General features: G+C 58.6%; 21 protein-coding genes. 7 read left to right on the top strand and 14 right to left on the bottom strand.

Annotation, left to right across the window (positions count from 1 at the left end):
* Positions 1–34 precede the first annotated feature (34 nt).
* Complete coding sequence (gene uvrA / locus ASD60_RS04510; protein ID WP_056852841.1) at positions 35–2,662, top strand: excinuclease ABC subunit UvrA; 2,628 nt, start codon at positions 35–37, stop codon at positions 2,660–2,662.
* A 108-nt stretch (positions 2,663–2,770) separates the two neighbouring features.
* On the opposite strand, the gene ASD60_RS04505 is transcribed toward uvrA, so the two are convergent.
* Genes ASD60_RS04505 through ASD60_RS04480 form a run of 6 tightly spaced genes read right to left on the bottom strand, consistent with a single transcriptional unit; the run spans position 2,771 to position 8,198 of the window.
* A complete protein-coding gene (locus ASD60_RS04505; RefSeq protein ID WP_056852840.1) occupies positions 2,771–4,714 on the bottom strand; it encodes a response regulator in 1,944 nt (647 codons plus the stop codon).
* Complete coding sequence (locus tag ASD60_RS04500) at positions 4,704–5,579, bottom strand: sensor histidine kinase (protein ID WP_056852839.1); 876 nt, start codon at positions 5,577–5,579, stop codon at positions 4,704–4,706. Before ASD60_RS04500 ends, ASD60_RS04505 begins: the two co-directional genes overlap by 11 nt.
* Positions 5,572–6,588, bottom strand: a complete 1,017-nt coding sequence (locus ASD60_RS04495) for an ATP-binding protein (RefSeq protein ID WP_177336553.1) — start codon at positions 6,586–6,588, stop codon at positions 5,572–5,574. Before ASD60_RS04495 ends, ASD60_RS04500 begins: the two co-directional genes overlap by 8 nt.
* Complete coding sequence (locus ASD60_RS04490; RefSeq protein WP_056852838.1) at positions 6,579–6,983, bottom strand: anti-sigma regulatory factor; 405 nt, start codon at positions 6,981–6,983, stop codon at positions 6,579–6,581. The genes ASD60_RS04495 and ASD60_RS04490 overlap by 10 nt, the downstream gene beginning before the upstream one ends.
* Positions 6,980–7,342 carry an STAS domain-containing protein gene (locus tag ASD60_RS04485; protein WP_056852837.1) on the bottom strand — a complete coding sequence of 121 codons (363 nt, stop codon included), beginning with the start codon at positions 7,340–7,342 and terminating at the stop codon, positions 6,980–6,982. Before ASD60_RS04485 ends, ASD60_RS04490 begins: the two co-directional genes overlap by 4 nt.
* A 4-nt stretch (positions 7,343–7,346) precedes the next feature.
* Positions 7,347–8,198, bottom strand: coding sequence for an STAS domain-containing protein (locus ASD60_RS04480; RefSeq protein ID WP_056852836.1), 852 nt, complete (start codon positions 8,196–8,198; stop codon positions 7,347–7,349).
* A 262-nt stretch (positions 8,199–8,460) separates the two neighbouring features.
* On the opposite strand from ASD60_RS04480, the gene ASD60_RS04475 reads away from it, so the two are divergent.
* The gene (locus tag ASD60_RS04475) at positions 8,461–8,685 is read left to right on the top strand and encodes a hypothetical protein (RefSeq protein ID WP_056852835.1); all 225 of its coding nucleotides are present in this window, start codon (positions 8,461–8,463) and stop codon (positions 8,683–8,685) included.
* 60 nt (positions 8,686–8,745) lie between these two features.
* Here the strand turns inward: ASD60_RS04475 and ASD60_RS04470 are convergent, their stop codons facing one another.
* Positions 8,746–9,264, bottom strand: a complete 519-nt coding sequence (locus tag ASD60_RS04470) for a DUF4142 domain-containing protein (RefSeq protein WP_056852834.1) — start codon at positions 9,262–9,264, stop codon at positions 8,746–8,748.
* Positions 9,265–9,506: 242 nt separating this feature from the next.
* On the opposite strand from ASD60_RS04470, the gene ASD60_RS04465 reads away from it, so the two are divergent.
* Positions 9,507–9,740: a DUF465 domain-containing protein gene (locus ASD60_RS04465; RefSeq protein WP_056852833.1), complete on the top strand. Its 234-nt coding sequence runs from the start codon at positions 9,507–9,509 to the stop codon at positions 9,738–9,740.
* 54 nt (positions 9,741–9,794) lie between these two features.
* Here ASD60_RS04465 and ASD60_RS04460 read toward each other — a convergent pair whose 3' ends face one another.
* From ASD60_RS04460 to ASD60_RS04440, 5 genes are all read right to left on the bottom strand, one after another.
* Complete coding sequence (locus ASD60_RS04460; protein ID WP_056852832.1) at positions 9,795–10,883, bottom strand: SMP-30/gluconolactonase/LRE family protein; 1,089 nt, start codon at positions 10,881–10,883, stop codon at positions 9,795–9,797.
* The gene (locus ASD60_RS04455; RefSeq protein ID WP_056852831.1) at positions 10,880–12,025 is read right to left on the bottom strand and encodes a sterol desaturase/SRPBCC family protein; all 1,146 of its coding nucleotides are present in this window, start codon (positions 12,023–12,025) and stop codon (positions 10,880–10,882) included. The genes ASD60_RS04460 and ASD60_RS04455 overlap by 4 nt, the downstream gene beginning before the upstream one ends.
* 106 nt (positions 12,026–12,131) lie before the next feature.
* Positions 12,132–12,995 (bottom strand): LysR family transcriptional regulator, encoded by an 864-nt coding sequence (locus ASD60_RS04450; RefSeq protein ID WP_056852830.1) that lies wholly within the window; start codon positions 12,993–12,995, stop codon positions 12,132–12,134.
* Positions 12,996–13,136: 141 nt separating this feature from the next.
* Positions 13,137–13,451 carry an SCP2 sterol-binding domain-containing protein gene (locus ASD60_RS04445; RefSeq protein ID WP_007987439.1) on the bottom strand — a complete coding sequence of 105 codons (315 nt, stop codon included), beginning with the start codon at positions 13,449–13,451 and terminating at the stop codon, positions 13,137–13,139.
* 79 nt (positions 13,452–13,530) lie between these two features.
* Positions 13,531–14,241, bottom strand: coding sequence for a histidine phosphatase family protein (locus tag ASD60_RS04440; protein WP_056852829.1), 711 nt, complete (start codon positions 14,239–14,241; stop codon positions 13,531–13,533).
* 201 nt (positions 14,242–14,442) lie between these two features.
* On the opposite strand from ASD60_RS04440, the gene sohB reads away from it, so the two are divergent.
* The 3 genes from sohB (at position 14,443) to ASD60_RS04425 (ending at position 19,992) form a co-directional block, all read left to right on the top strand.
* Entirely contained in the window at positions 14,443–15,465 is a 1,023-nt protein-coding gene (gene sohB, locus ASD60_RS04435) for a protease SohB (RefSeq protein ID WP_056852828.1), read from the top strand.
* Positions 15,466–15,658: 193 nt separating this feature from the next.
* A complete protein-coding gene (locus ASD60_RS04430; RefSeq protein ID WP_056852827.1) occupies positions 15,659–15,964 on the top strand; it encodes a hypothetical protein in 306 nt (101 codons plus the stop codon).
* 176 nt (positions 15,965–16,140) lie between these two features.
* Positions 16,141–19,992, top strand: coding sequence for a leucine-rich repeat domain-containing protein (locus ASD60_RS04425; RefSeq protein WP_056852826.1), 3,852 nt, complete (start codon positions 16,141–16,143; stop codon positions 19,990–19,992).
* A gap of 59 nt (positions 19,993–20,051) precedes the next feature.
* Here the strand turns inward: ASD60_RS04425 and ASD60_RS04420 are convergent, their stop codons facing one another.
* Both ASD60_RS04420 and ASD60_RS04415 read right to left on the bottom strand, forming a co-directional pair.
* On the bottom strand, positions 20,052–20,546 hold the full coding sequence (locus ASD60_RS04420; RefSeq protein WP_056852825.1) for a DUF934 domain-containing protein: 495 nt from the start codon (positions 20,544–20,546) through the stop codon (positions 20,052–20,054).
* Complete coding sequence (locus ASD60_RS04415; RefSeq protein WP_056852824.1) at positions 20,530–22,188, bottom strand: nitrite/sulfite reductase; 1,659 nt, start codon at positions 22,186–22,188, stop codon at positions 20,530–20,532. Before ASD60_RS04415 ends, ASD60_RS04420 begins: the two co-directional genes overlap by 17 nt.
* 519 nt (positions 22,189–22,707) lie before the next feature.
* Here ASD60_RS04415 and ASD60_RS04410 point away from each other — a divergent pair.
* Positions 22,708–23,793, top strand: coding sequence for an ABC transporter substrate-binding protein (locus ASD60_RS04410; protein WP_056852823.1), 1,086 nt, complete (start codon positions 22,708–22,710; stop codon positions 23,791–23,793).
* Positions 23,794–23,798 lie beyond the last annotated feature (5 nt).

Raw genomic sequence — 23,798 nt, 5'->3', positions numbered from 1 at the left:
ATTTTTTCGCGACCTTACTTTTCAAGGCTACCCGATGACTTCAACGCGCACCTCCAACCCAACCTCCGGCATGGTCAGGGTGCGCGGCGCCCGGGAACACAATCTCAAGAACGTCGACGTCGATATCCCGCGCGATGCCTTGGTCGTGTTCACCGGCGTGTCCGGATCGGGCAAGTCATCTCTGGCGTTTTCGACACTGTATGCGGAAGCGCAACGGCGCTATTTCGAATCGGTGGCGCCTTATGCGCGGCGGTTGATCGATCAGGTCGGCGTGCCCGACGTGGACTCTATCGAAGGCTTGCCGCCCGCCGTCGCCTTGCAGCAGCAACGGGGCACGCCGAGTACACGTTCTTCTGTGGGCAGCGTAACGACACTGTCGAGCCTGATCCGCATGTTGTATTCCCGTGCCGGCAGCTACCCGGCGGGGCAACCGATGCTGTATGCCGAAGACTTTTCCCCGAATACACCGCAAGGCGCCTGCCCTGAGTGCCATGGGCTGGGCCGGGTCTATGAAGTCACCGAAGCGCTGATGGTGCCGGACCCGAACCTGACCATCCGCCAGCGTGCCGTGGCGTCCTGGCCGTTGGCATGGCAGGGCCAGAACCTGCGGGACATTCTGGTGACCATGGGCTATGACGTCGATATTCCCTGGCGCAAGCTGCCGAAAAAACAGCGCGACTGGATTCTCTTCACTGAAGAAACGCCTACGGTGCCGGTGTATGCCGGGCTTACGCCGGAAGAAACCCGGGTCGCCCTCAAGCGCAAAATGGAGCCGAGTTACCAGGGCACCTTCACCGGCGCGCGGCGCTACATCCTGCACACGTTTACCCACTCGCAAAGTGCGCTGATGAAGAAGCGTGTTTCGCAATTCATGCTCGGCAGCCCTTGCCCTTTGTGTGACGGCAAACGCCTCAAGCGCGAGGCGTTGTCGGTGACCTTCGCCGGCTACGACATCGGCGAACTGTCGCAGATGCCCTTGTTGCAAGTCGCTGAAGTGCTCAAGCCGGTGGCGGCCCAACACTACCTGGAAGAAGGCGAGGAGGCAGGGGAAGTGCTGACTCACGACCAGACCCGCCAGGCCCGGGAACAACGCATGGCCCACGGGGCCAGCGGCCATGCCAACGCCCCGAATGTGCGCCACACGCCAAACCTGTCGGTGGAGAAACGCCTGGCTGCACAAAGGATCGCCCAGGATCTGCTGGAACGGGTCAGCACCCTGACCGACCTGGGCCTGGGTTATCTGGCGCTGGAGCGCAGTACGCCGACGCTGTCTTCGGGTGAATTGCAGCGTTTGCGCCTGGCGACGCAACTGGGCTCACAACTGTTCGGTGTGATCTACGTGCTGGATGAGCCCTCTGCGGGCCTGCATCCAGCGGATGGCGAGGCGCTGTTCGAGGCGCTGCAACGCTTGAAAGCGGCGGGTAATACGTTATTTGTGGTCGAGCACGATCTGGAAACCATGCGTCGCGCCGACTGGTTGATCGATGTTGGCCCGGCCGCGGGTGAGCTTGGCGGTCGCGTGCTGTACAGCGGCGCGCCGGCCGGCTTGGCCGATGTTGCTGACTCGCAAACCCGTGCGTATCTGTTCGCCGACAAAACCCGCCAATCGCAAGCCAGCCGCAAGCCCAGCGACTGGCTGCGCCTGGAGGGCATCACGCGCAATAACCTCAACGACCTCAGTGTTGAGTTTCCATTGGGTTGCTTCACCGCGGTCACCGGTGTCTCAGGGTCTGGCAAATCCAGTCTGGTCAGCCAGGCGCTGCTGGAACTGGTCGGCGCGCACCTGGGACGCCCGACGGTCGACCATGATCCGCAAGAACTGAGCCTGGAAGACGACGCGCCGCAAGTCAGTGGCGGGCAGGTCAGCGCAGGCCTGGATTCGATCAAGCGACTGGTGCAAGTCGATCAGAAACCCATTGGGCGCACACCACGCTCCAACCTTGCGACCTACACCGGGCTGTTCGACAACGTGCGCAAGCTCTTCGCCGCCACACCTGAGGCTCAGGCGGCGGGTTACGACGCCGGGCAGTTTTCGTTCAACGTCGCCAAGGGCCGTTGCCCAACCTGTGAAGGCGAAGGTTTTGTCAGCGTTGAGTTGCTGTTCATGCCCAGCGTCTATGCGCCTTGCCCGACGTGCCACGGTGCGCGCTACAACCCGCAGACGCTGGCGATCAGTTGGCAGGGGCGCAATATTGCCCAGGTGCTGCAATTGACCGTGGACGAAGCCGTGGAGGTATTCGCCGAGCAAGCTGCAATTCGACGCTCACTGGAAGTGCTGCGCGACATCGGCCTCGGTTATCTGCGTCTCGGCCAACCGGCCACCGAACTGTCAGGCGGCGAAGCGCAGCGGATCAAACTGGCCACCGAGTTGCAGCGCAATCAACGCGGGGCGACGCTGTACGTGCTCGATGAACCGACCACCGGCCTGCACCCGCGGGACGTCGATCGCCTGCTGGAACAGTTGAACAACCTGGTGACGGCCGGGCATACGGTGATCGTTGTCGAACATGAAATGCGTGTGGTCGCGCAGAGTGACTGGGTGATCGATATCGGACCGGGAGCCGGAGATCAGGGCGGCAAGATTGTCGTGGCAGGGACGCCGCAGAAAGTCGCGAAGAACAAAAAGAGCCGGACAGCGCCGTTTTTGGGTCGTGCCTTGTGATCAATCCCTGTGGCAGCCCGCCTGCCGGCGAAAAATCTCCCGACACCACGATCATTCAGACAGGGCACGTTACCGTTGACGCCCATCGCCTACAGGGTTTGAAGGTCATCAGGTGCCGTCGATCGTACGCCGCACCTTGTCCAGCAGTTCCTTGATCTGGAACGGCTTGATCAGCATGTCCATGCCGTCACCGAGGAACACCTGGCGGTTGATTGCGGTTTCGGCGTAGCCGGTCATGAACAGGATCGGCAAGGTACTGCGCCATCCACGGGCAACATCGGCCAACTCCCGACCGGTCATGCGTGGCAGGCCGACGTCGGTGAGCAACAAGTCAATGGATTGATCATTCTGCAAGCGCTCCAGGGCTTCCTCGATCTCGGCGACCTGCGTGCAGCGATAACCGGCGTCCACCAAAACCTCGGCGACGAACATGCGCACCGACGGAGTGTCTTCGACGATCAATATGTGTTCGCCCGCCCCTTGCGGGTCGACGGTAGTGGGCAGGATTTCATTGGAGGTAGGGTCGGAGCTGGCCGGCAGCATGATGGTCACTTCGGTGCCGCGCCGGGCCACGCTGCGAATGTGTGCATCGCCACCGGATTGCCTGGCGAAACCGTAGATGGTCGACAATCCGAGCCCGGTCCCCTGGCCCAGCGGTTTGGTGGTGAAGAACGGATCGAACACCTTGTCGATCACGCTGTGGTCAATACCGGTGCCGTCGTCACGCACGGACAAGGCGACATAAGCGCCATCGGCGAGGTTGGGATCTCCGTGGGAATACGCGGCATACGTATTGACCCAAATGTTGCCACCCTGTGGCAGAGCGTCGCGCGCGTTGATCACCAGATTGAGGACGGCACTTTCCAGCTGGATCGGGTCGACCAGGGCAATCGCCGCTTTGCTCGTCAGCTCAAGCTTCAGGGCAATGCGTTCGCCGATGGTGCGCACCAGCAGTTCCTCAAGGGAGCGGATGTGCTCGTTGATGTCCACTGGCCTTGTATCGAGCGGTTGCTGCCGGGCAAATGCCAGCAGGCGATGGGTCAGGGAAGCTGCACTCATCGCCGAGTTCAACGCCGCTTCGGTGTAGAACTGGACCTTGTCGGTGCGTGAATCGGCCACACGCTTCTGGATCAGTTCCAGACTGGTGATGATGCCGGTGAGCAAGTTGTTGAAGTCGTGGGCAATACCGCCGGTCAATTTGCCCAGCGCATCCATTTTTTGCACCTGCAACAACTGCGCCTCGGTGCGCACGCGTTCCGCCACTTCCTTGGCCAACTGGGTGGTGGCGTCGTCCAGCCGTGCCAGATGTGAGCGTTCGCGGTGGCGGTGCTCGGTGACATCCTCGACAAACACCAGGCTCAGTTGCGGTGTGCGATACGGCGAAATCTGCCACTCGGTTTCACGGATCTGGCCCTGCACGCGCATGTTCAGGGTGCCTTTCCAGCGTTCGCCGTATGACAGCCGCAGACGCAGTTCGTTGATGATCGAGGCCTGATCGTCGGCGAAACACTCGTGAAGTGTATCGGACGCGAGGTTGTCCACGGTCAGTTGGGCAAAGGCATGGTTGCACTCATGGATCTTCAGCCCGGCATCCAGCACCGCGATAGGCGCCGACACGTTGACGAAGATCTCGCGAAAACGCGCCTCGCTTTCGCGTAGCGCATTCTCGGTTTCGCGCACCCGCAACAAGGTGCGCAGCGTCGCCAGCAGCACGTCCGGGTCTACTGGATGGATCAGGTAGGCATCGGCGCCCGCGTCGAGGCCGGTGATGATGTCCCCGGTCTGGATCGAAGCGGCTGATACGTGGATCACCGGAAGCAAGGCGGTCGCGGGGTCGGAGCGCAGTTTGCGCACGATGTCGAACCCGCTCATGTCCGGCAGATTGACGTCGAGAATCAATGCATCGAAGTTGACGCTGTCGATCAACTCCAGGCCTTCGTTGCCGGTGCCGGCTTCGAGCACTTCATAGCCATGACGCTCAAGGCGTCGACGCAGGGCGTAGCGGGTGGCGACATTGTCGTCGACAATCAATAAGCGAAGGTCACGTTTCATCGGTGGACTCCGTGGCGATCGCCAGCGGGATGATCACGTAAAAGGTCGAGCCCGTGCCTGGCGTACTCTGGACGCCGACTTCGCCGCCCAGCAAACCGGCGAAGCGTTTGCACAGGGACAGCCCGAGCCCGGTTCCGCGCAGGCGCTTTTGCAGCGGTGAATCGACCTGGGAGAAGTCTTCGAACAATGCGCCATGTAGCTCCGGAGCGATACCTATTCCGGTGTCGCTGACGGCAAAACGCACGTGGGAGCTGTTTTCAAGGCGTGCCGAGACCCGGACTTCACCATGGGTGGTGAATTTCAGCGAATTGGCGATAAAATTGCGCAGGATCTGCGCGAGTTTCTTGTCATCGGTGTACAGGCGCGGCAGTCCCACCGGTTCTTCGAATATCAGGTCCACGGCGGTCGCGTCGACAATCGGTCGAAACATGCCGCGCAGGGCGGCGAACAGGTCGAACATATCGAACCAGGCCGGCGATATGGTGATGCGCCCGGCTTCTATCTTCGCCAGATCCAGCAGGTCGTCGACCATATCGCTCAGCTCGCGCGCAGAATTGCTGACGAATGCCACTTGCTTGTGTTGCTCGGCGCTCAACGGGCCATCAAGCTCATCGGTCAACAGACTGGCGATGCTCAGGATCGAGCCCAATGGGGTGCGAAACTCATGGCTCATGTACGACAGAAAGCGACTTTTCAAGTCCGAGGCCTGGCGTAATTGTTCGGCCTGGGTGTCGAGTTCCGCGTACAGCGCCAACACACCCTGGTTGGTTTCATCGAGTTCGGCGCGCAGGGCATCGGCTTCCCCCTGCAACTGGGCGATCAGTGCTGCTTGTTCGTCAATCTGAGTCGCAGGTGCGTCAGGCATGAGCGGCCTCCAGAGCAATGACCAATACCGTGACGTCGTCCCGTCCACGGCAGAAGTCGCGGTGCAAAATCGCGGCAATCACGGCGGGATGGCGATGCACCAGGCCGGGGTAATCCTGCAGGTTCCAGCGCGACTGCAGGCCGTCGCTGTACATGATCAGCAACTGTCCGTTGACCTGAGCATAGTCAAAGGCTTGTGCCTTTCGATACTGGCCGCCGACGATGCCGGGATGAGAGGCCAGTCCGCGAGACTTGTCCGCTGCAATCAGACAGGCGCCGATATTGCCGATGCCGACGAATTTCAACGCATCGTTGCCAGCATCGAACTGCGCAATGGCCATTGCACCGCCGCGAGTACCGACCATGGCCAGATGCATCTCTTGCAGCGCCAGTACCGGCGAAGCAAATGGCGCCAGTGCGAAGGTTTTTTCGCCGGCGCGGGCGGCTCGTTCGGCTTCTTCGCCATGGCCCAGACCATCGATCACCAGCGCGCTGATGCGTGGCCCGTCGAAGGCCAGGTGCCAGACATCGCCGCAGGCCGGATCGTTGTGCAACGAGTGCTGGCTGATGCCGACGCGGCGATCAGCCGTCTTGTCCTGGCGTGGATACAAGCGCGTCAGCAGCACGGTGCCGCGTGAGTCTGCATACACGTCGAAGACTTCTGTCTGACGCGAAACGGCGCCCAGCCCGATGCCCTGAGTGCCGCCGGTGGAGAAACCATCGGCCAGGCACGCTTGCAGGTCAAAGCCTCTGGCGCGGTCTATTGCGATCATTTCAATGCCGGTACTCTTCCCGCGGGGTAATACCCGCAGGTGCAGTTCGCCATGGGTGGCATGTTTGAGAATGTTGCTGGCAAGCTCGGTCGCCACCAGTGCTACACGACCTGCATCGGTACTGTCGAAGTCATGTTTTTCGGCGAGTTGTTGGGCGGTGCGCCGTGCGTGCCCGATCTGACTGCTGTCTTCGATCACCAGCACCTGGGTCATCGATCCGCCAATATTCAAGTCCATCGCGTGATCGTCACGCGAGTGCCCTGACCAGGCGCGGTGTCGAGTTCGAACTCGTTGACCAGCCGCTTGGCGCCGGTCAGGCCCAGTCCAAGACCACTGCCGGAGGTCCAGCCATCGGTCATTGCCAGCTTGATGTCGGGAATGCCGGGGCCTTCATCGCGAAAAACCAGGCGCAGGCCGCAACGGGCCTGGTCGTCGAGGATCTGCCAGTCCATGTCGCCGCCTCCGCCGTACACCATGGTGTTACGCGCCAGTTCGCTGACAGCGGTCACCAGTTTGGTCAGGTCGATAAGGCGCATGCCGCATTCCTGGGCCAGCTTGCGTGTCAGTTGCCGAGCCAGGACCACGTCCTGCTCGATGTGAATCGGATGAGTGCCGCTGCTGCGTACGATCATTGTTCACGTACTCGTTCCTGAAGCAGTTTCATCCCGCGTTCGACATTCAGCGCGGTGCTGACGCCGGGCAAGGTCAGGCCCAGTTCCACCAGGGTGATCGCCACCGCCGGTTGCATGCCGACCAGCACGGTCTGGGCATCCATGATTTTCGAGAGACCGGAAATCGTCCCGATCATCCGGCCGATAAAGGAATCGACCATGTCCAGGGCGGAGATGTCGATCAGTACGCCCCGGGCGGAAGTGCGGCTGATCCGCTCGGACAAGTCGTCCTGAAGCGTCAGCGCCAACTGGTCGTGCATGTCGACCTGAATGGTCACCAGCAAGAAGTCGCCCATCTGTAATATCGGGATTCGCTCCATAAGCTCACACCGCCTTGCTGATGGTCATTCCCAACCGGGTCAGTGCCAGTTTCAGGGCATCGGCCAGATTGGCTTTGGTCACCACGCCTTGCAGGTCCAGGCCCAGGTGCACGATGGTCTGGGCAATCTGCGGACGCACACCACTGATGATGCAATCGGCGCCCATCAGGCGAATCGCCGTGACAGTTTTGAGCAGGTGTTGCGCCACCAGCGTATCGACGGTGGGCACACCCGTGATGTCGATAATGGCAATTTCCGAACCAGTGTCGACGATTCGCTGCAACAGCGATTCCATGACCACCTGAGTGCGTTGCGAATCCAGGGTGCCGATCATCGGCAGCGCCAATACGCCATCCCAGAGCTTGACCACCGGCGTCGACAGTTCCAGCAGTTCTTCCTGCTGACGCTTGATCACCGCCTCGCGGGATTTCTGGAAGGTGCGGATAGTGTGCAGGCCCAGGGCGTCGAGCAGTTCGGAGACTTCCAGAAGCTGTTCGGCCAATAGCGCCGGACTGTCCTGATAGTGGTTTTGCAGCAGGGCAAACAACGGCCCTTTCAAGGCGAAGATAAAACTGGCGGTCTGCTGAGAGTCGTGGCCCAGCAGGGCACGGCTATGGGAGAGTTTTTCGAGAAACTGGCGAATGTCGTCCCAGCCCGGGGCGGCGATATTCTGGGTGTTGCCGCTCTGCAGGCCCGAGATGATCAGCTCGAGGAATTGCGACGCTTGCTGCTGCAAGTCCTGGACTTTGAGATTGCGTGTGGCACCACTGGTTTCGAGGTCGTTTGTCCATTGGGCAAGCAATTGTGCCGAGTTCTTTTTCATTGCATCGAGCGTGGTGGATTGCAGTGCCGCCATGAGACTTGACTCCTTGAGTTTAAGCGCCGACTCCCCAAAAAATGACCGGCGCAGTTGAATGACCTTTGCCGGATGAAATAGTTGTTGGTTTTCCAGGGCTTTTTTTCATTTCGGCACATGGACTTTAGTCGGCGAAGGCCGTTTCGGTAGTTTTTCACAGAGAATCAGTGCTCCGAAGGAACCCTGAAGCTCAGCCGACTTCGAAACTTCAAGGCTCGGCTATTGAGTCAGGCCGCGCGGATGCAGTGACGAGGACGTAACCATGAAAGAGCAATCGATAACGCCGCAAAAGGATCGACCGCAAAGCGACAACCTTGGCGAACCCGTGGAAAACACCCCGCAGCCGCAAAGCGGCGATGACGCGGTTGACCAGAAAAACCGCCATACCGATAACGACAATGAGTTCAGCCCGGGCTTCAAACCCAACCCGGACCGCCCAAAACCCAGCGATGACACCGATGCCGATATCGACACCGATGGCGGCTGAAATCCGCAAATAAAGAAAGCCGCATCTAACGTGCGGCTTTCTTTTTTGCGCTGCGATCATTTACTTGGCATGCGCAGCTTGCAGTTTCTTCGCCATGTCCAGGTGTTTTTGCAGTCCCGGCAACATTTTCTGGGCGAAGCCTTTAAGTTCGACGGCGCCTTTGGTTTTGTCATCCGTTACCGTATTTGCTTCTTTCTTGAATAGTTCGATGGTTTCTTCGTGGGCTTTGACCTGATTGTTTGCGTAGGCCGCATCGAACGATTCATCGCGCATGTCGAGGATTTTTTCCTTGGCCTGCTTTACCAAGGTGGTTTCGTCTGGCACTTCAATGTCGTTTTTCTTCGCGATGGCCGCCAGTTCGTCATTGGCCTTGCCATGATCGGTGATCATCATGTTGGCGAATGCCTTGACGTCCGCCGATTGGCTTTTTTCCAGCGCCAGCCGGCTGGTTTCGATTTCGGCAATACCACCCGCTGCGGCTTTGTCGACGAAATCATTGGAAGTGGCAGCGAATGCTGCGCCCATGCTGGTGCTCAGGGCTACGACCAGGGCGAGGTGGCGCATTTTGAATCCGTCCATTGGTTTTCTCCGCTTGGTTTCAAGGTCAGGTTTCAAGGGCAGGTTTGATGGGCGATCCGCAGTGATCGTTAAGCTGTGGAGGCGGATTTACCGGCAAAGGTTTTATCGCATTTGCGACAGGACGACGAACGGACGCCGCTGGTCTGACAGGTGGTCGACAGAACCGTCCAAGCAAGGCCATTCTGATAGTTGGCGAGCGCAATCAGTCGCGTTCGCTGCCGATTAACAAACGGAGGTGTTCCATGCCGGTGCCACACGACCTTTTTCAGGATCTGAGTTGCACAAAGGAAGAAATCCAGCAGAAACGCACCAAGGATCCGTTACTGGATTCACTGATCAACAAGTATTCCCTGGCAGACGCCGAGGTGGTGAAGGCCGAGCAAGCCAAATCCAGCGATGATGCAGTGACGAAGCTCAAGGCCAAGCGCCTGGAGGTCAAGGACAAAATCGTCAGACAGCTGCAGTCGCGGACCTGATCACGATTTAAGAGTTGCAGGAGCGAGGTTGCTCGCTCCCGCATTGTTCCGGCGTTATTGCAGTGCGCTGCTCAAGGGCAAACGCGCCATGTTCCTGGCCTTCAGCGAACCGAAATACAACCAGTCTCCATACTCGCGCACCGTGGTAATCGGGGAGTAGTTGCCGCTGCTGCCGTCCTGCAGGTTGGCGATGACCTTGCCTTGCAGATCCAGACCGAGCACAAAACCACGTTTTTCCACGGGTTTGGGCAGTATAGTCATGGCTCGCACGATCATCTTGCGCAAATACGGGTGAGGTGCGGTGGCATCGAGCAGAGCGTTGCGCGGTGCATACAGCGCCACCCAGAAGCGGTCGCGGCCATTGAATGACAGGTTGTCCGGCAAGCCCGGCAGATTGTCGATGAATATCTCGTGGGTACCGGCGTTCGGTCCGGTCAACCAATAGCGGCTGATGCGATAGGCGCCCGTTTCATTGACCAGAACGTAGGCATCTTCGGGACCCAACGTCACGCCGTTGGCGAACTCCAGTTTGTCCAACAGGACCGAAGTTTTACCGGTCTGAAAGTCATAACGCAGCAATCGACCGTCGCCACCATGCTCGATGATTGCCTCGCCATCCTTGCCATAGCCAAAGCGGCTGGAAGCATCGCTGAAATAAGCAAAGTGCCCCGGTTTGTCGATGACCACGTCGTCAGTGAAACCAAAGGGCACACCGTTGGCCTCGGTGGTCAACGCCACCAGTCGACCTTGCGCATCGAGCGACAGCAAGCCTTTGACCGCATCAGCGATGACCAGCAAGCCATTTGGATGGCGGGCCAGCCCCAATGGTCGGCCACCGGTATCGGCGAGCATTTTGGTGATCTTGCCATCCAGGCTGGTGCGGATGACGCGGCCGTCATGCAAACCGCTGATCAGTGCATCATTTTCCAGCAGCAGTGCTTCCGGGCCGTCGATGTCCACTGCGCCCACGCGCTCGATGCCTTTGAGGCGCTGATTGTCGGCGTAGACACCTGTGGTGAGGGGCGGAGCAGGTGACGGCGTCCAGGCCACCGGTTGCACCTTGGTCGGCATCAGCAGCAGGAACCCGCCAATGGCAACGATCAGCAGCAACACCCAATGGTGGAACCTGATCGATCGACTCACGCGCCGACTCCTGATTGTGCCAAGTGCTTTTGTGCCATCTCGCGCAAAGCCAGCATCGACGCCGCCGACTCGTGATCTATTCGCCGCTTGAGCAGCAACCGATTGGCAATGCGCATCGCCAGACCACTGAATTGATACTCCAGCGTGCGGACAAATCGTGTGCTGTCGCCTTGGGCCTCGCATTCGTAAGTCACCACCAGCGATAGTCCATGGTCGCCATCAGCCCGGGCAATCCAACGCCGTCCCGGCAGATACTCGTCGACCACCCAACGCAAATGCCCGTCGCGGCCACCGGCACGGATGTCTTCTTCGAACCGGGCGCCGGCATGCAACGAACCTTTCTGGCCATTGATCTTCAACGATGATGGATGCCACTGCGGCCAGAGGCTCACGGTGCTGGCGTAGGCGAGAACCTCGATGGGGTTGCCGGCAATCTCGATCTGGTGCTGCATGCGGGTCATGGCTGTTCTCGTCAGGTACGGGGTGGCCTGCTCCGGTTCCCAGTAAAGGGTGCCGAACAGGTAATCCATCAACGGAAATACAATGTTGAAATTGCGCTCCTGCATCATCTCGCGGCGATGGTGCAGTTCATGCAGGCGACGCATCTGACGAATCCACGGCAGGCGTGTCAGCGGATTGTGCGGCGGCAAATGTTCGCAGGCATGAAACACTTCATAGGTGAGATAACCGAGGACCATGCACCCGCCCACCAGGCCGGCGACGTTGGCGTCAAATTGCTTGAGCAGCCACCAGAGGGGCAGGGTGATCACCAGTGTGTGTAACACGATCAGCCATGCGGGAAACAGGATCACCCGCCAGTCGCGGGCGTTGTCGTAAGTCATATGCCCGGGGGCGAAGAAGCTGTGATGGTCGCCGGCATGGCGGGCATAGAACATCCGTGCGAAGGCTTTTTTGTGATGCCCCAGGTGCCTATGCACGATGTACACACCAAAGCTGAACGCCAGCAGGGTCAACGGCACCGCCAGCCATTGCAGCGGGCGCACCTGGTGCACGCTAGTCCAGAACATGGCGATGGCCAGCATGCCGAACAACAATACAAAAATGCCATGTAACCAAGGGTTGTAGCGGGGGTGGATGTCGGCGCGGTAGCGGCTGCGGAATGCTTCGGTGGTCTGCCTCACTGCAATCACCTGTCGTTTTTATTATCTCCAGCAGATTAGACGATTTCGACAGGTTGTCCCGCCGAACCTTGAGGACACAACGGCCATGATCCGGTGCAAACCGGACTCACGTCAGCGGGTTCCAGCGTTGCGACCAGTCGTCATCGGACTTGATCACTTCGCGCAGTAGATCGAAAGCCTGTTGCAGGGTTTCCGAGTCGCGATCGCGGGAGTAGACCAGGTAGGTGGGATAACTGAATTCCGGGGCTTTCGCGACGGACTCCAGCACGCCGCTTTCCAGATAGCTCTGCACGACGCGGGTACGGAAATAGCCACTGCCGCCGTTTTCCAGAATGTATTGCAAGGCCAGCGGGCCAAGATTGAAGCTCAGCGCAGCCTTGGCTTTCTCCGGTAACGCCGCATCGTGCTGGCGCCGGAAGTCCGGGCCCCAATCGATATACACGTAAGGGTCAGGACGCGCAGGATGGCGGACGAGGATGAGTTTTTCTTCGAGAATCTGCTCGACTTGCAGACGCGGCCAGTACTCGGGTTGGTAGACCAGCGCCGCATCCAGCACACCGAGTTCCAGCTGCCGCAGCAGGTTTTCGCCGTCACGAATCTCCATGCGCAGGGCGTGGCCAGGAATTTTTTCCCGCAGTTCAGCGGCCCAACTGAGCATCAGCGGGTTGCACAGGCTGACCTCTCCGCCGATATGCAACACATCGTGGTAACCCTCGGGCAATGGTAGATCGCGCCGCGCCGCTGCCCAGGTTTCCACCAACTGGTTGGCGTACACCACGAAGGCTTCGCCATTGGGCGTCAACCGGGCGCCGGCGCGATTGCGCACGAACAGGGTGCTGCCCAATTGGCTTTCGAGTTTCTGCACTCGGGCGGTGATTGCGGTCTGGGTGACGTGAAGTTTTTCGGCGGCTGCGGCAAGGCTGCCGTGGCGGACGATTTCCAGGAAGGTGCGGGCTAGGTCGATGTCCATGGGGCGGCCGGTGCGAAGAGTGCAGGCATTGTAAGAGCGTAATTGTGCGCAGGCTACAGGCACCGAAAACGACAAATCCCGCCACCAGGGCGGGATTCGTTTGTAGCCAGGCGTGCTCCCGAAAAGCCGGGAGCGACTTGCTTAGCTTGGGAACAGCTCGGACAGTTTCATCGCCAGCATCATGTCGCCTTCAGCGCGCAGTTTGCCGCCCATGAACGCTTGCATGCCGTCGGTTTCACCGCTGACGATGCCTTCCAGGGTTTCGCCGTCCATCACCAGAGTGACCTGGGCGTCCGGGTTCTCGCCTTCCTGCAGTTCGCAGGTCTGGTCCTTGACGATCAGCGAAAAGTTCTTGGTGTCGTCGATGCGGAAACCGAAGACCAGGTCCAGACCGGCAGCAGCGGCTGGGTTGAACTTGGCTTTCATTGCTTGTACTGCATCTGCTACGGAGGTCATGGTTTGATCCTTTTTTCTGATAGATAGAGCAGGGTAATTAGAGCTGGGTGATTACAGCCAGGGTCACAATAGTCCGGACTCAGCGAAACGTGATGAGTTCCGGGGCCTTCAGCAGTTGCAGGTGCGCATGACTGTTGAAGGAAGCCAGAGCCACCTCGCGACCACGAAACTTCAAATGGTTGAGCGAGGTGTTGACGATTTGCCAGTTCAATTCAAAAGCCTGTTTGGCAGGCATTTGCGTAATGAGATGGAGCAGGGCAGTGATGGTGCCGCCGGAGGTGAACACGGCGATTTTCTGTGTGTTGTCGGCCTGTTCGAGGATCCGGTGCAGGCCGGCCTGTACACGCTCGACAAAACCCAGCCAGCTTTCCAGCCCCGCCGTGTCGTAGGTGCCCGCCAGCCAGCGCTCGATGATCAGGGCGAAGATGCGCTGAAATTCGCCGCGGTTTTGCGCCGCGTTGCGCAAAATGTTCAGGGCTTCGGGTTCGTCCGGCAGCATGGCGGGCAACAGCGCGCGAATCACTGCGTCGGCATCGAACTCGTTGAAAGCGCAATCGGTTTCGAGAATGGGAACCGGCAGCCCTACGGCGGCAAATTGCTCCAGGGCGCTGTTGGCCGTGTGCTGCTGGCGACGCAGGTCGCCTGCAATGCAGCGATCGAAGCTGATACCGAGTTCGGCCAGGTGTTGGCCGAGGATTTCTGCCTGACGGATACCGGTCGGCGACAGGACGTCATAGTCGTCTGCACCAAAGGAGGCCTGGCCATGTCGAATCAAATAGATGCTGCCCACGTCCGCGTCATCCCGGTACGTTGAAGGTTTGGCGAGGTTATGAGGATGGCGGTGAGCTGTCAATGAAAAAACATACGCTTGTTTGAAATGCTCGTTCCAGCCGTGTTGCCAGAGGTTTCACGGCTGGTCGCAAGGCTGGCGCATGGGTATGCTGGAGGCATCCCGCGCGCGTAGATGTCGCGCATCGTTTGAGGAGTCCCTGTGGAGTTTTTTTCCGAGTACGCCATTTTTCTGGCCAAGACTGTGACCCTGGTGATCGCCATTCTGGTGGTCCTGGCCAGTTTTGCGGCCTTGCGCAGCAAAGGTCGACGTAAATCGGCCGGGCAGTTACAGGTCAGCAAGCTCAATGATTTCTACAAAGGGCTGCGTGAACGCCTGGAGCAAACCTTGCTCGACAAGGATCAGCTCAAGGCCTTGCGCAAGGTCGAAGCCAAGACCGAGAAAAAACAGAAGAAAAAGCCCGAGGCCAAACCACGGGTGTTCGTGCTGGATTTCGACGGTGACATCAAGGCGTCGGCCACGGAAAGCCTGCGCCATGAAATCACCGCACTGCTGACCCTCGCCACCCCGAAAGACGAAGTGGTGCTGCGTCTGGAAAGCGGTGGCGGTATGGTCCATAGCTACGGACTGGCATCTTCGCAGCTGGCGCGTATCCGTGAAGCCGGCGTGCCATTGACCGTGTGCATCGACAAAGTGGCAGCCAGCGGCGGCTACATGATGGCGTGCATAGGCGAGAAGATCATCAGCGCACCGTTCGCGATTCTCGGTTCGATCGGCGTGGTGGCACAATTGCCCAACGTCAATCGCCTGCTGAAAAAACACGACATCGACTTCGAAGTGCTGACGGCCGGTGAATACAAGCGCACCTTGACGGTGTTCGGCGAAAACACCGAGAAGGGCCGGGAGAAGTTCCAGGAAGACCTGGACATTACACACCAATTGTTCAAGAACTTCGTATCACGCTACCGCCCGCAACTGGCCATTGACGAAGTCGCCACTGGCGAAATCTGGCTGGGTGTCGCGGCGCTCGACAAGCAACTGGTGGACGAACTCAAGACCAGCGACGAATACCTGGCCGAGCGTGCCAAGCAGTCCGAGCTCTATCACCTGCACTATGCCGAACGCAAAAGCCTGCAGGAACGCATTGGCATGGCAGCCAGCAGTTCGGTTGAGCGTGTGCTGATGAACGTGTGGGGACGCCTGACACAAAATCGATTCTGGTAATGCATGAGCTACACCGGCACTCAATAAAACCGCAGCATTAGCTGCGGTTTTATTTTGGGCGGAAAGTTGAGTGCGTTAATTAAGTATTAGAATCTCTAGTCCAATAAATATTTTGTGCTTATTAATGGCGTTTACTTGTCAGGTGCATTGATTAGAATCGACTTTCCCTAATCAGCAGCAAGGAAGTTGCACAATGGAAATAAGCACTCAATACAATGGTAATCCGGATGACTTAGCTCTTTTTGTAAAGCTATTGCCCGAAGAGTCCATGTTTCTTATCGATCTACGGCCCAAAAAGGATCACAAGGTTGTCCATCGATCCAATGGTGAAATCCTGTTCACCCTTATCAGGCGCCATCAGCCCAGTCCGTCGAAGCCGGACTTCAAGGTTTTCATCGTAGGTGCAAACTGGGGAAGTTTGAACGGTACGTTATTTGAAGATGTCGCTGCATTGGCATATGCCATTCAGAAAAGAGGACTGCAGCAAGTCGCGTTTTAACCCTTCTTTAGAAGCGAAGTTCAAGTAAGGTCTTGATGATCAACATCATCAAGACTTATTTATGGGTGACGGTGGACAAGGCGAGCCCGCTCCTACAAGTGCTATCTGCTTCTTCCCACATTGCAAAACGTTCACATTGGTTAGAGTGAAATCCTTCCACTGCAACGGACTGCGCAATGAACGAGTATCCTCTCCAACCCCTGTACGAGGCGCTGAAGGTCGCTGTCGACACTACGCTGCCACAAACCCCGACCCAGTTTGCCGAGTATCTGATCAAGCAAAAATGGGCTATCGATCCGCAGGATGCCCTGCTTGTCACCCTCGATTACGATTACCGCGGCCATCCTGCACAGGACGGCATTTACCAGGGACAGGTCGCGAATTCGCAAAGCCTGGTTCAGGTGCTGCTCAGCAATTACCAGACCGTCGGCGACGGGCATTTCGGTGAAACGGCTTTCGGTCTGTATACGCCGCCGGATATCGGGCCGGCCGTTCGCGTCGTTGAGCATGTCGATGAATTCGCCGATGACGGTAGCGGTAATCACAAAACCTATGAAGGTATTTATCGGCAGATAGTGCCGCAAACCTTCGGGCCGCAGACCCAAATCAATGTGCGGCCCGCAGATTTCAAGAAATGGGTCTGGCAGCTGTCTTTCAAGGATTTGTACAGGGACTATGTCGACAAAGCGTGGCCCACTGACGAGGTGATTGCGGCTGCCGAACCTTTTGCCCTGAGAACATCCACCAAAGCCGCGTTTGTCATGTCCTCCTGGCTGCAACGGCAAGAAAACAGCCTGTCTCCAGAGGGCCTGGAGCTGGCGATGCAGGCGGCGGGTTTGCCTGTCGGCCAGACCTGGGGGACATTGACGATCGAGCAGCTGCAAGCCGTGACGCGAATGCCTTCGAATGTGCAGGCAAACCGTCTCAGGCTTTACCGATACACCGCAACGGATATCTGGTGTTACCGCGAGCGGTCCAGCGGCAGAGTTTTGATGTTTGTCCCGGGCAACTCTTCACCCTTGCACGAGTTTACCGATACCTCCCAGCTGCGCCGGTGGGTCGTTGACCAGGCGCAGGACGCCGAAACGAGGCAGGCGCTGGCTGCGCACTTCGCCAAGGAGGATCGCAGCGACGGCACCTTTCACGCCGGTGTACTAACCGCGCTGGAGGGCATGGCGCAATACCCCAGGGAGCATCGGTTGACGAAGGAGGCCGGCTTCTTCAATGACGATGGCTATTGGAACCCCGATGATTACATTGCCTTCGACCTGGCTTCCCCGAGAACCGACCCTTTCGCGCAACTGGTATCGAGCATGAAGCAGGCCGCTCAGGCCAGCGTCGATACTATTCGTGATGACGCCCAGGTCAACCGCGATAATTTGAACGCGGTCATCGAACCCATTGTGCAATGGGTCAACCGATTCGGTCCGCTGGCATTGTTCGTCCCGGGCGGTGAGGGTTTTCTGGCCCTGGCCGGGCTGCTCGATGCGGCCTATGGCCTGGATCAGGCAGTAAGTGCTGAAACGGCCGAACAGCGTTCCGAGGGGGTGACCCGCACGGTCTTCGGGTTGCTCAACGCGCTGCCTCTGGTTGCCGATGCCACGTCGGCCATTGGCGAAGAGGCTCAGGCTGGCAAGCTGATTCCGTCGCAAGACTTACCGCGCGAACCCGCAGCCGGACCCCATCCCGAACCCACCGCATTGCCTGCACCGCCACCTGGGCCAATGCCCTCACGGGTGGATCTGCTGCGGGGCGTCGGCGCGCCTGCGGGCACATTCAGTGACGAGGTGCTGGCACAGATCGGCAAGGTCAGTGCGGTCGACAATGACATGCTGCGCCTGATGCAGTCTGGCCGGCCGCCGACCCCGTTGCTGGCGGACACCATTGAGCGCTTCAGCATCGATCAGGAAGTCATGGCACAAACTCGTTCATCCACCGCGCCAGGTGACCTTTTCTATCAGCGGTATCAGGCGCTGCAGCAGTCCGAATACGAATGGGTGAAGCTGTTCCAGCGCCAATATCCCGAATTGCCGAGAACGGCTGTGGAACAAATGCTCGATCGCTATGGGGTTGATTTGACGGCGGCACCGGACGCTTCCCAGGCCCGGTGGCTGTTCAGACAACTCGATGGCAAGGCTCGTCAATACCAGCAGCATGTGCGCCTGAACCGGGCCTATGAAGGTCTTTATCTGCAGTCAATCGCCAATCCTGCGTCGGATACCCTGGCCCTGCATTCAATGAGCCGTCTGCCAGGTTGGCCCAAAGGTTTGCGCATCGAAGTGCGCGACGCCTCCATCGGCGGACGCCTGCTGGATCGCAGCGGACCGCTCGAAGCGCCGGATTGCCGGATCCTGATCAGGGTGGAGGCGGGATATCTGCCGTCCACGCAAGCGGCTTCAACCACCGATGTCTACTCAGCGGTTGCAGAGCTGTTGTCAGAGGATGAGCGCTCGGCCTTAGGGCTGATATCCAGTGACCCGGGCAAACAACTTAAACTCAAGATCGGTGACCAACCGTTGCCCCGTTCAGAGCTCATGCTGGGGTTGGGCAGGATGGACTCCGGTTTGCCCTTCGAAGCACAGGGCTTGAAAGGCGGAGGTTTTCCGGATACGCCCCACGCCGCGCAATTGACCCACGAAATCATGAGGTTGCAGCTCAGGGAGATCTATCCTGAATTCACCGACAGTGAGGCCGATGACGTTCTGCTACCTCTGGGCAGTGGTGCGCAACGCCACATCGACACGTTGCGCCAGCAAATGCATCAACTGCATATGGACATCGATACCTGGATCGATCAGGTGGGAGTGGATATCGACGAAATGGATATCCCGTTCCTGAACATGGGCGATCCTGGAACAGAAGGATTGACCCACGCGCAACTTGCTTTGCGCAATGCACAGATGGTCCAGGACACCATGCGCCAGGAAACGGCGACTCGTGACGAGTTGGCCGAAGAGTTGATCGCCATCTGGAAAAAACGCGCACCGCAGGAACATAGCCACTATTCAGGCAATCATGTCGATGGTTTCGTGATGGACATGAGCCACGAAGACTACCATCGGCTGCCGGCGCTCAACGTGCGTTTCAATGATGTCATCGGGCTGAATCTGCAGCAGTTGCAGTTGACGGAAGGAGAGACGCTCAATGGCTTTCTGGAGTGTTTTGCGAACCTGCGGACACTCAATCTGCAAGACACTGACCTGCGGTTATTCAACCTCGATGGTGAACTGGAATCTGTGTTGCCACCGGCCGTTGCCCAGTTGCAGCATCTGACAACCTTGAATCTGCGTGCCACCCAACTGACCTTTGAGGAAACCACGGCAGCGCAGTTGAGCTCGCTGACCAATCTGCAATCGCTGGACTTGAGCGAAAACCCGTTGCGCGTTCCACCGGTGATACTGGGAATGGACAAGCTACGTTCGCTCAATTTGAACAACACCCGCATTACCACGTGCCCCATCGGGGTCATGGATCAGCCCTACCTGACGACCCTGGATCTGCGCAACAACGGCATTCGCCGAGTGCCGCTGGCCGTGCTGAATCAAGCCATCGCCAGGGATCGGGTGCTGCTGTGGAATAACCCGCTGGATGATGAGGACACCTTGCGGCGGTTGGTCACGCATCGGGAGCAAACAGGCATCAACTTGTGGCTGGGTGCGCCTGGCCCCGCGTATTCGGATCCGCTGGCCTGGTTGAACGGGATTGAAGGAACGCAGCGAAACGCTCGGCTTGAGGTCTGGCAGCGCCTGGCGCTCAGGCCGGGAGGTGGGCGATTTTTAGGAACGATGAATACCCTGACCCTCACCGCGGATTTCCGGGTCAATTACCTGGATCTTCAAACACGGGTCTGGCGACTGCTGGTCGATGCGGATGCATCGGATGAACTGCTGGAGCGCTTGACCCGCAATACGCCGATTCCGGCGGGCGCTCTGGATAACCCTGTCGCGGTGTTCACGGCATTGGAAAGCCGTGCGCAGTTATACCGGGACTGGGCGGCGTTGGGGCAACCGATTCCCATCCAGCAATAAGGATTTCAAGGGCGGGTAGCCAATAGCCCTGCTGCCGATGGGGAGCAGGGCTACAGCTGTCAACGGCGACGGAACAGCGGCAGCGGTTCGTCGGTGGCGGCCTGATAGGTCACCGAGAAGTCCTTGAGACCTTCCAGGGCTTCGTACGGGTCTTTATCGGCACGGATCGCGAATGCATCGAATCCGCAGCGGTGCATGTAGAACAATTGATCGCGCAGCACGTCGCCAATCGCCCGCAATTCGCCTTTGAAACCGTAGCGGTCACGCAGCAGACGGGCGTTGGAGTAGTTGCGGCCATCGGTGAAGGCCGGGAAGTTCAAGGCGATGACCTGGAAACTCTCGACATCCTCTCCGATTTCCTCGGCTTCTTCATCGGCATCCAGCCAGATACCCAGGCCGCCGTCGCGGGCCAGGAGCATACGGCTGTGTTCGCGCCACAATTGCAGCGGGACGATGTAGTCGTCGCAGTTGGTGATCTCGTCGATGTTGAAATCCTTGGGCAGCAGGTGCCAGGTTTCGTCGACGACGGCGTTGTTCTTAATGATTCGCTGCATAGACGCGTTCCTTGAAGAGGTCGATGCCAATACGCTGATAGGTGTCGATGAAGCGCTCGTCTTCGGTACGTTGTTCGATGTACACGTCGATCAGCTTCTCGATCACGTCAGGCATGTCTTCCTGAGCGAAGGACGGGCCAAGGATCTTGCCCAGGCTGGCGTCGCGACTGGCGCTGCCGCCGAGGGAAACCTGATAGAACTCTTCGCCTTTCTTGTCCACCCCGAGAATGCCGATGTGGCCGACGTGGTGGTGACCGCAGGCGTTCATGCAACCGGAGATGTTCAGGTCCAGTTCGCCGATATCGAACAGGTAGTCCAGGTCGTCGAAACGGCGCTGGATCGATTCGGCGATCGGGATCGACTTGGCGTTGGCCAGGGAGCAGAAATCGCCGCCCGGGCAGCAGATGATGTCAGTCAGCAGGCCGATGTTCGGCGTGGCGAAACCTTTCTCGCGCAACTCGCCCCACAGCGTGAACAATTTGTCCTGTTCAACGTCGGCCAGAATGATGTTCTGTTCGTGGGAGGTGCGCAGTTGACCGAAGCTATAGCGCTCGGCCAGGTCGGCCACGGCGTCCAGCTGCTTGTCAGTGATGTCGCCCGGTGCTACGCCGGTCGGCTTCAACGACAGGGTCACGGCAACATAACCCGGCTTCTTGTGGGCCAGGGTGTTGCGCGCGCGCCAGCGGGCGAAGCCCGGGTGTTGCTGGTCGAGTTCGGCCAGGGCAGCGTTCTGGTTGTCGAGGGACTTGTAGTCTGGATCGACGAAATGTTTGGCGACGCGATGTACCTCGGCTTCGGTCAGCGTGGTCTGGCCACCGCGCAGGTGCTCCATTTCCGCATCGACTTTCTGCGCGAAAACTTCAGGCGTCAGCGCTTTCACCAGGATCTTGATCCGCGCCTTGTACTTGTTGTCGCGACGGCCATAGCGGTTGTAGACACGCAGGATGGCGTCGAGATAGCTCAACAGGTCTTGCCACGGCAGGAATTCATTGATGAATGCGCCCACCACAGGGGTACGCCCCAAACCACCGCCGACCAGCACACGGAAGCCCAGTTCGCCAGCGGCGTTGTGCACCGGCTCAAGGCCGATGTCGTGGACTTCGATGGCGGCACGGTCGGAGGTCGAACCGTTCACGGCGATCTTGAATTTGCGTGGCAGGTAGGCGAATTCCGGGTGGAACGTGGTCCACTGGCGGACGATCTCGCACCATGGGCGCGGGTCGATGAGTTCGTCGGCGGCGACACCGGCGAACTGGTCGGTGGTGACGTTGCGCAGGCAGTTGCCGCTGGTCTGGATCGCGTGCATCTGCACGGTGGCCAGTTCAGCGAGGATGTCCGGGATATCTTCCACGGCCGGCCAGTTGAACTGCACGTTCTGCCGGGTACTGATATGGGCGTAGCCCTTGTCGTAGTCCCGGGCGATCTTGGCCATCATTCGCATTTGTCGCGAAGTCAGCTGGCCGTAAGGCACCGCGACTCGCAACATCGGTGCGAAACGCTGGATGTAAAGGCCATTTTGCAGGCGCAGGGGGCGGAATTCTTCTTCGCTCAGCTCACCTGCCAGATAGCGTCGGGTCTGATCACGGAACTGCTTGACGCGGTCCTCGATGATCCGCTGATCGTATTCGTCGTATACGTACATATAAGTCCTGTTCTCAGGCTTGGGTCGCTCGGATGCAGCTGCGTTTTTTGCTTGCCGCAGTCCAAGAGCCTCTGCAATTCTGCGCGCACGGCCGCGCACTCCTAATGGAGCCGGGGCAAGATACCAGTTTGCAGTTATGCGCAAAAGTGATGTTTGAGTATATATAAAGAACCAAATCGCCTAACGAGAAGGGTTGTTAGATAACCCACATTTGTCGTGCGGGCAATCATCGTCTTAACTGTGGTCGAGTCCTTATGCAATCACCGATAAAACCGACAAGAGGCGATGCAATGAGCAACCCAACCAAAGCAAGGAAAAGCGACAGCACAGTCGATGCCTGGGCGATTCTGTTCCTGATCATTCTTGTGGTCGGCACCGCCGTATTCTGGGTAAGTCATCAATAACCGACCCGACCGAGCCTCGTTCCGACGATTGTCGGACAAAAACCGCAATAAACGCCGTTTTGCGGACGTTCGCTGGCTATAATGCGTGGCGAATTTCCGGGGGCTCGGACGACACATGTTGAAGTTTCTAAGGGGTGCATTGCTGGCGCTGGGCATGGTCGCGGGACCGTGTGCTCAAGCGGCGTCAGTGCTGTTCCTCAACCCGGGGACCACCAGGGAAGCCTTTTGGGTCAGCTATTCGCAATTCATGCAGGCGGCCGCCGCTGATCTGGGCATGGACCTGCGCATCCAGTATTCCGACCGGGTTCCTGAAAACATTATCAAGCAGGCACGCGAAGCCCTGCAGGGCAGCGATCGCCCCGACTATCTGGTGTTCGTCAACGAGCAATCGGTCGCCCCCGAAGTACTGCGCCTGGCTCAAGGCAGCGGGGTGAAGTTATTCATGGTCAACAATGCCCTGACGGTGGATCAGATAAAACTGCTCGGCGCCCGACCGAACAAGTATCCCGACTGGATCGGCAGCCTGGTGCCCAATGACGAGGAGGGCGGTTACCTGATGCTCAAGGAACTGATCCGCTCGCATCCCCCGGTAGCGCCGGGCGAAATGATTGATCTGCTGGCTTTTTCCGGACTGAAAGTGACGCCCTCGGCGCAGTTGCGGGAAAAAGGCATGCGTCGGGCGCTGGCGGAACACCCGCAAGTGCGTTTGCGCCAGCTGGTGTATGGCGGCTGGACCCGTCAGCGCGCCTACGAGCAAGCCAAGCTGTTGTTCAAGCGCTATCCGCAGACTTCACTGGTGTGGGCGGCCAACGACGAAATGGCGTTTGGCGTCATGCAGGCGTATGTCGAATCAGGGGGAGTCCCGGGCAAGGACGCGTTGTTCGGCGCCATCAACAATTCACCCGAGGCATTGCAGGCTCTGCTCGACAATCGCTTGAGCGTATTGCTTGGCGGGCATTTCAGCCTGGGCGGCTGGGCGTTGGTTGAACTGCATGATTATGACGAAGGGATCGACATCAGCCAGTACGGCGGTCGCGACCGACAGATTCCACTGTTGCAACTGATCAACCGTTCGCAAGCCAAACGACTGTTGGCAATGAGTCGCACGCAGGACTACGGGGTGGATTTCCACAAGCTTTCGGCCAAGGGACGACCCGCGTCATACCGCTATCCGTTCAGCCTGCAAACCCTGATGCACTGACCCGT

Origin of the sequence: Pseudomonas sp. Root562 (assembly GCF_001427125.1) — a bacterium.
Taxonomy (GTDB): Bacteria; Pseudomonadota; Gammaproteobacteria; order Pseudomonadales; family Pseudomonadaceae; genus Aquipseudomonas.
The sequence above is the reverse complement of the archived record's forward strand: the minus strand, read 5'-3'. Positions and strand labels throughout refer to the sequence as shown.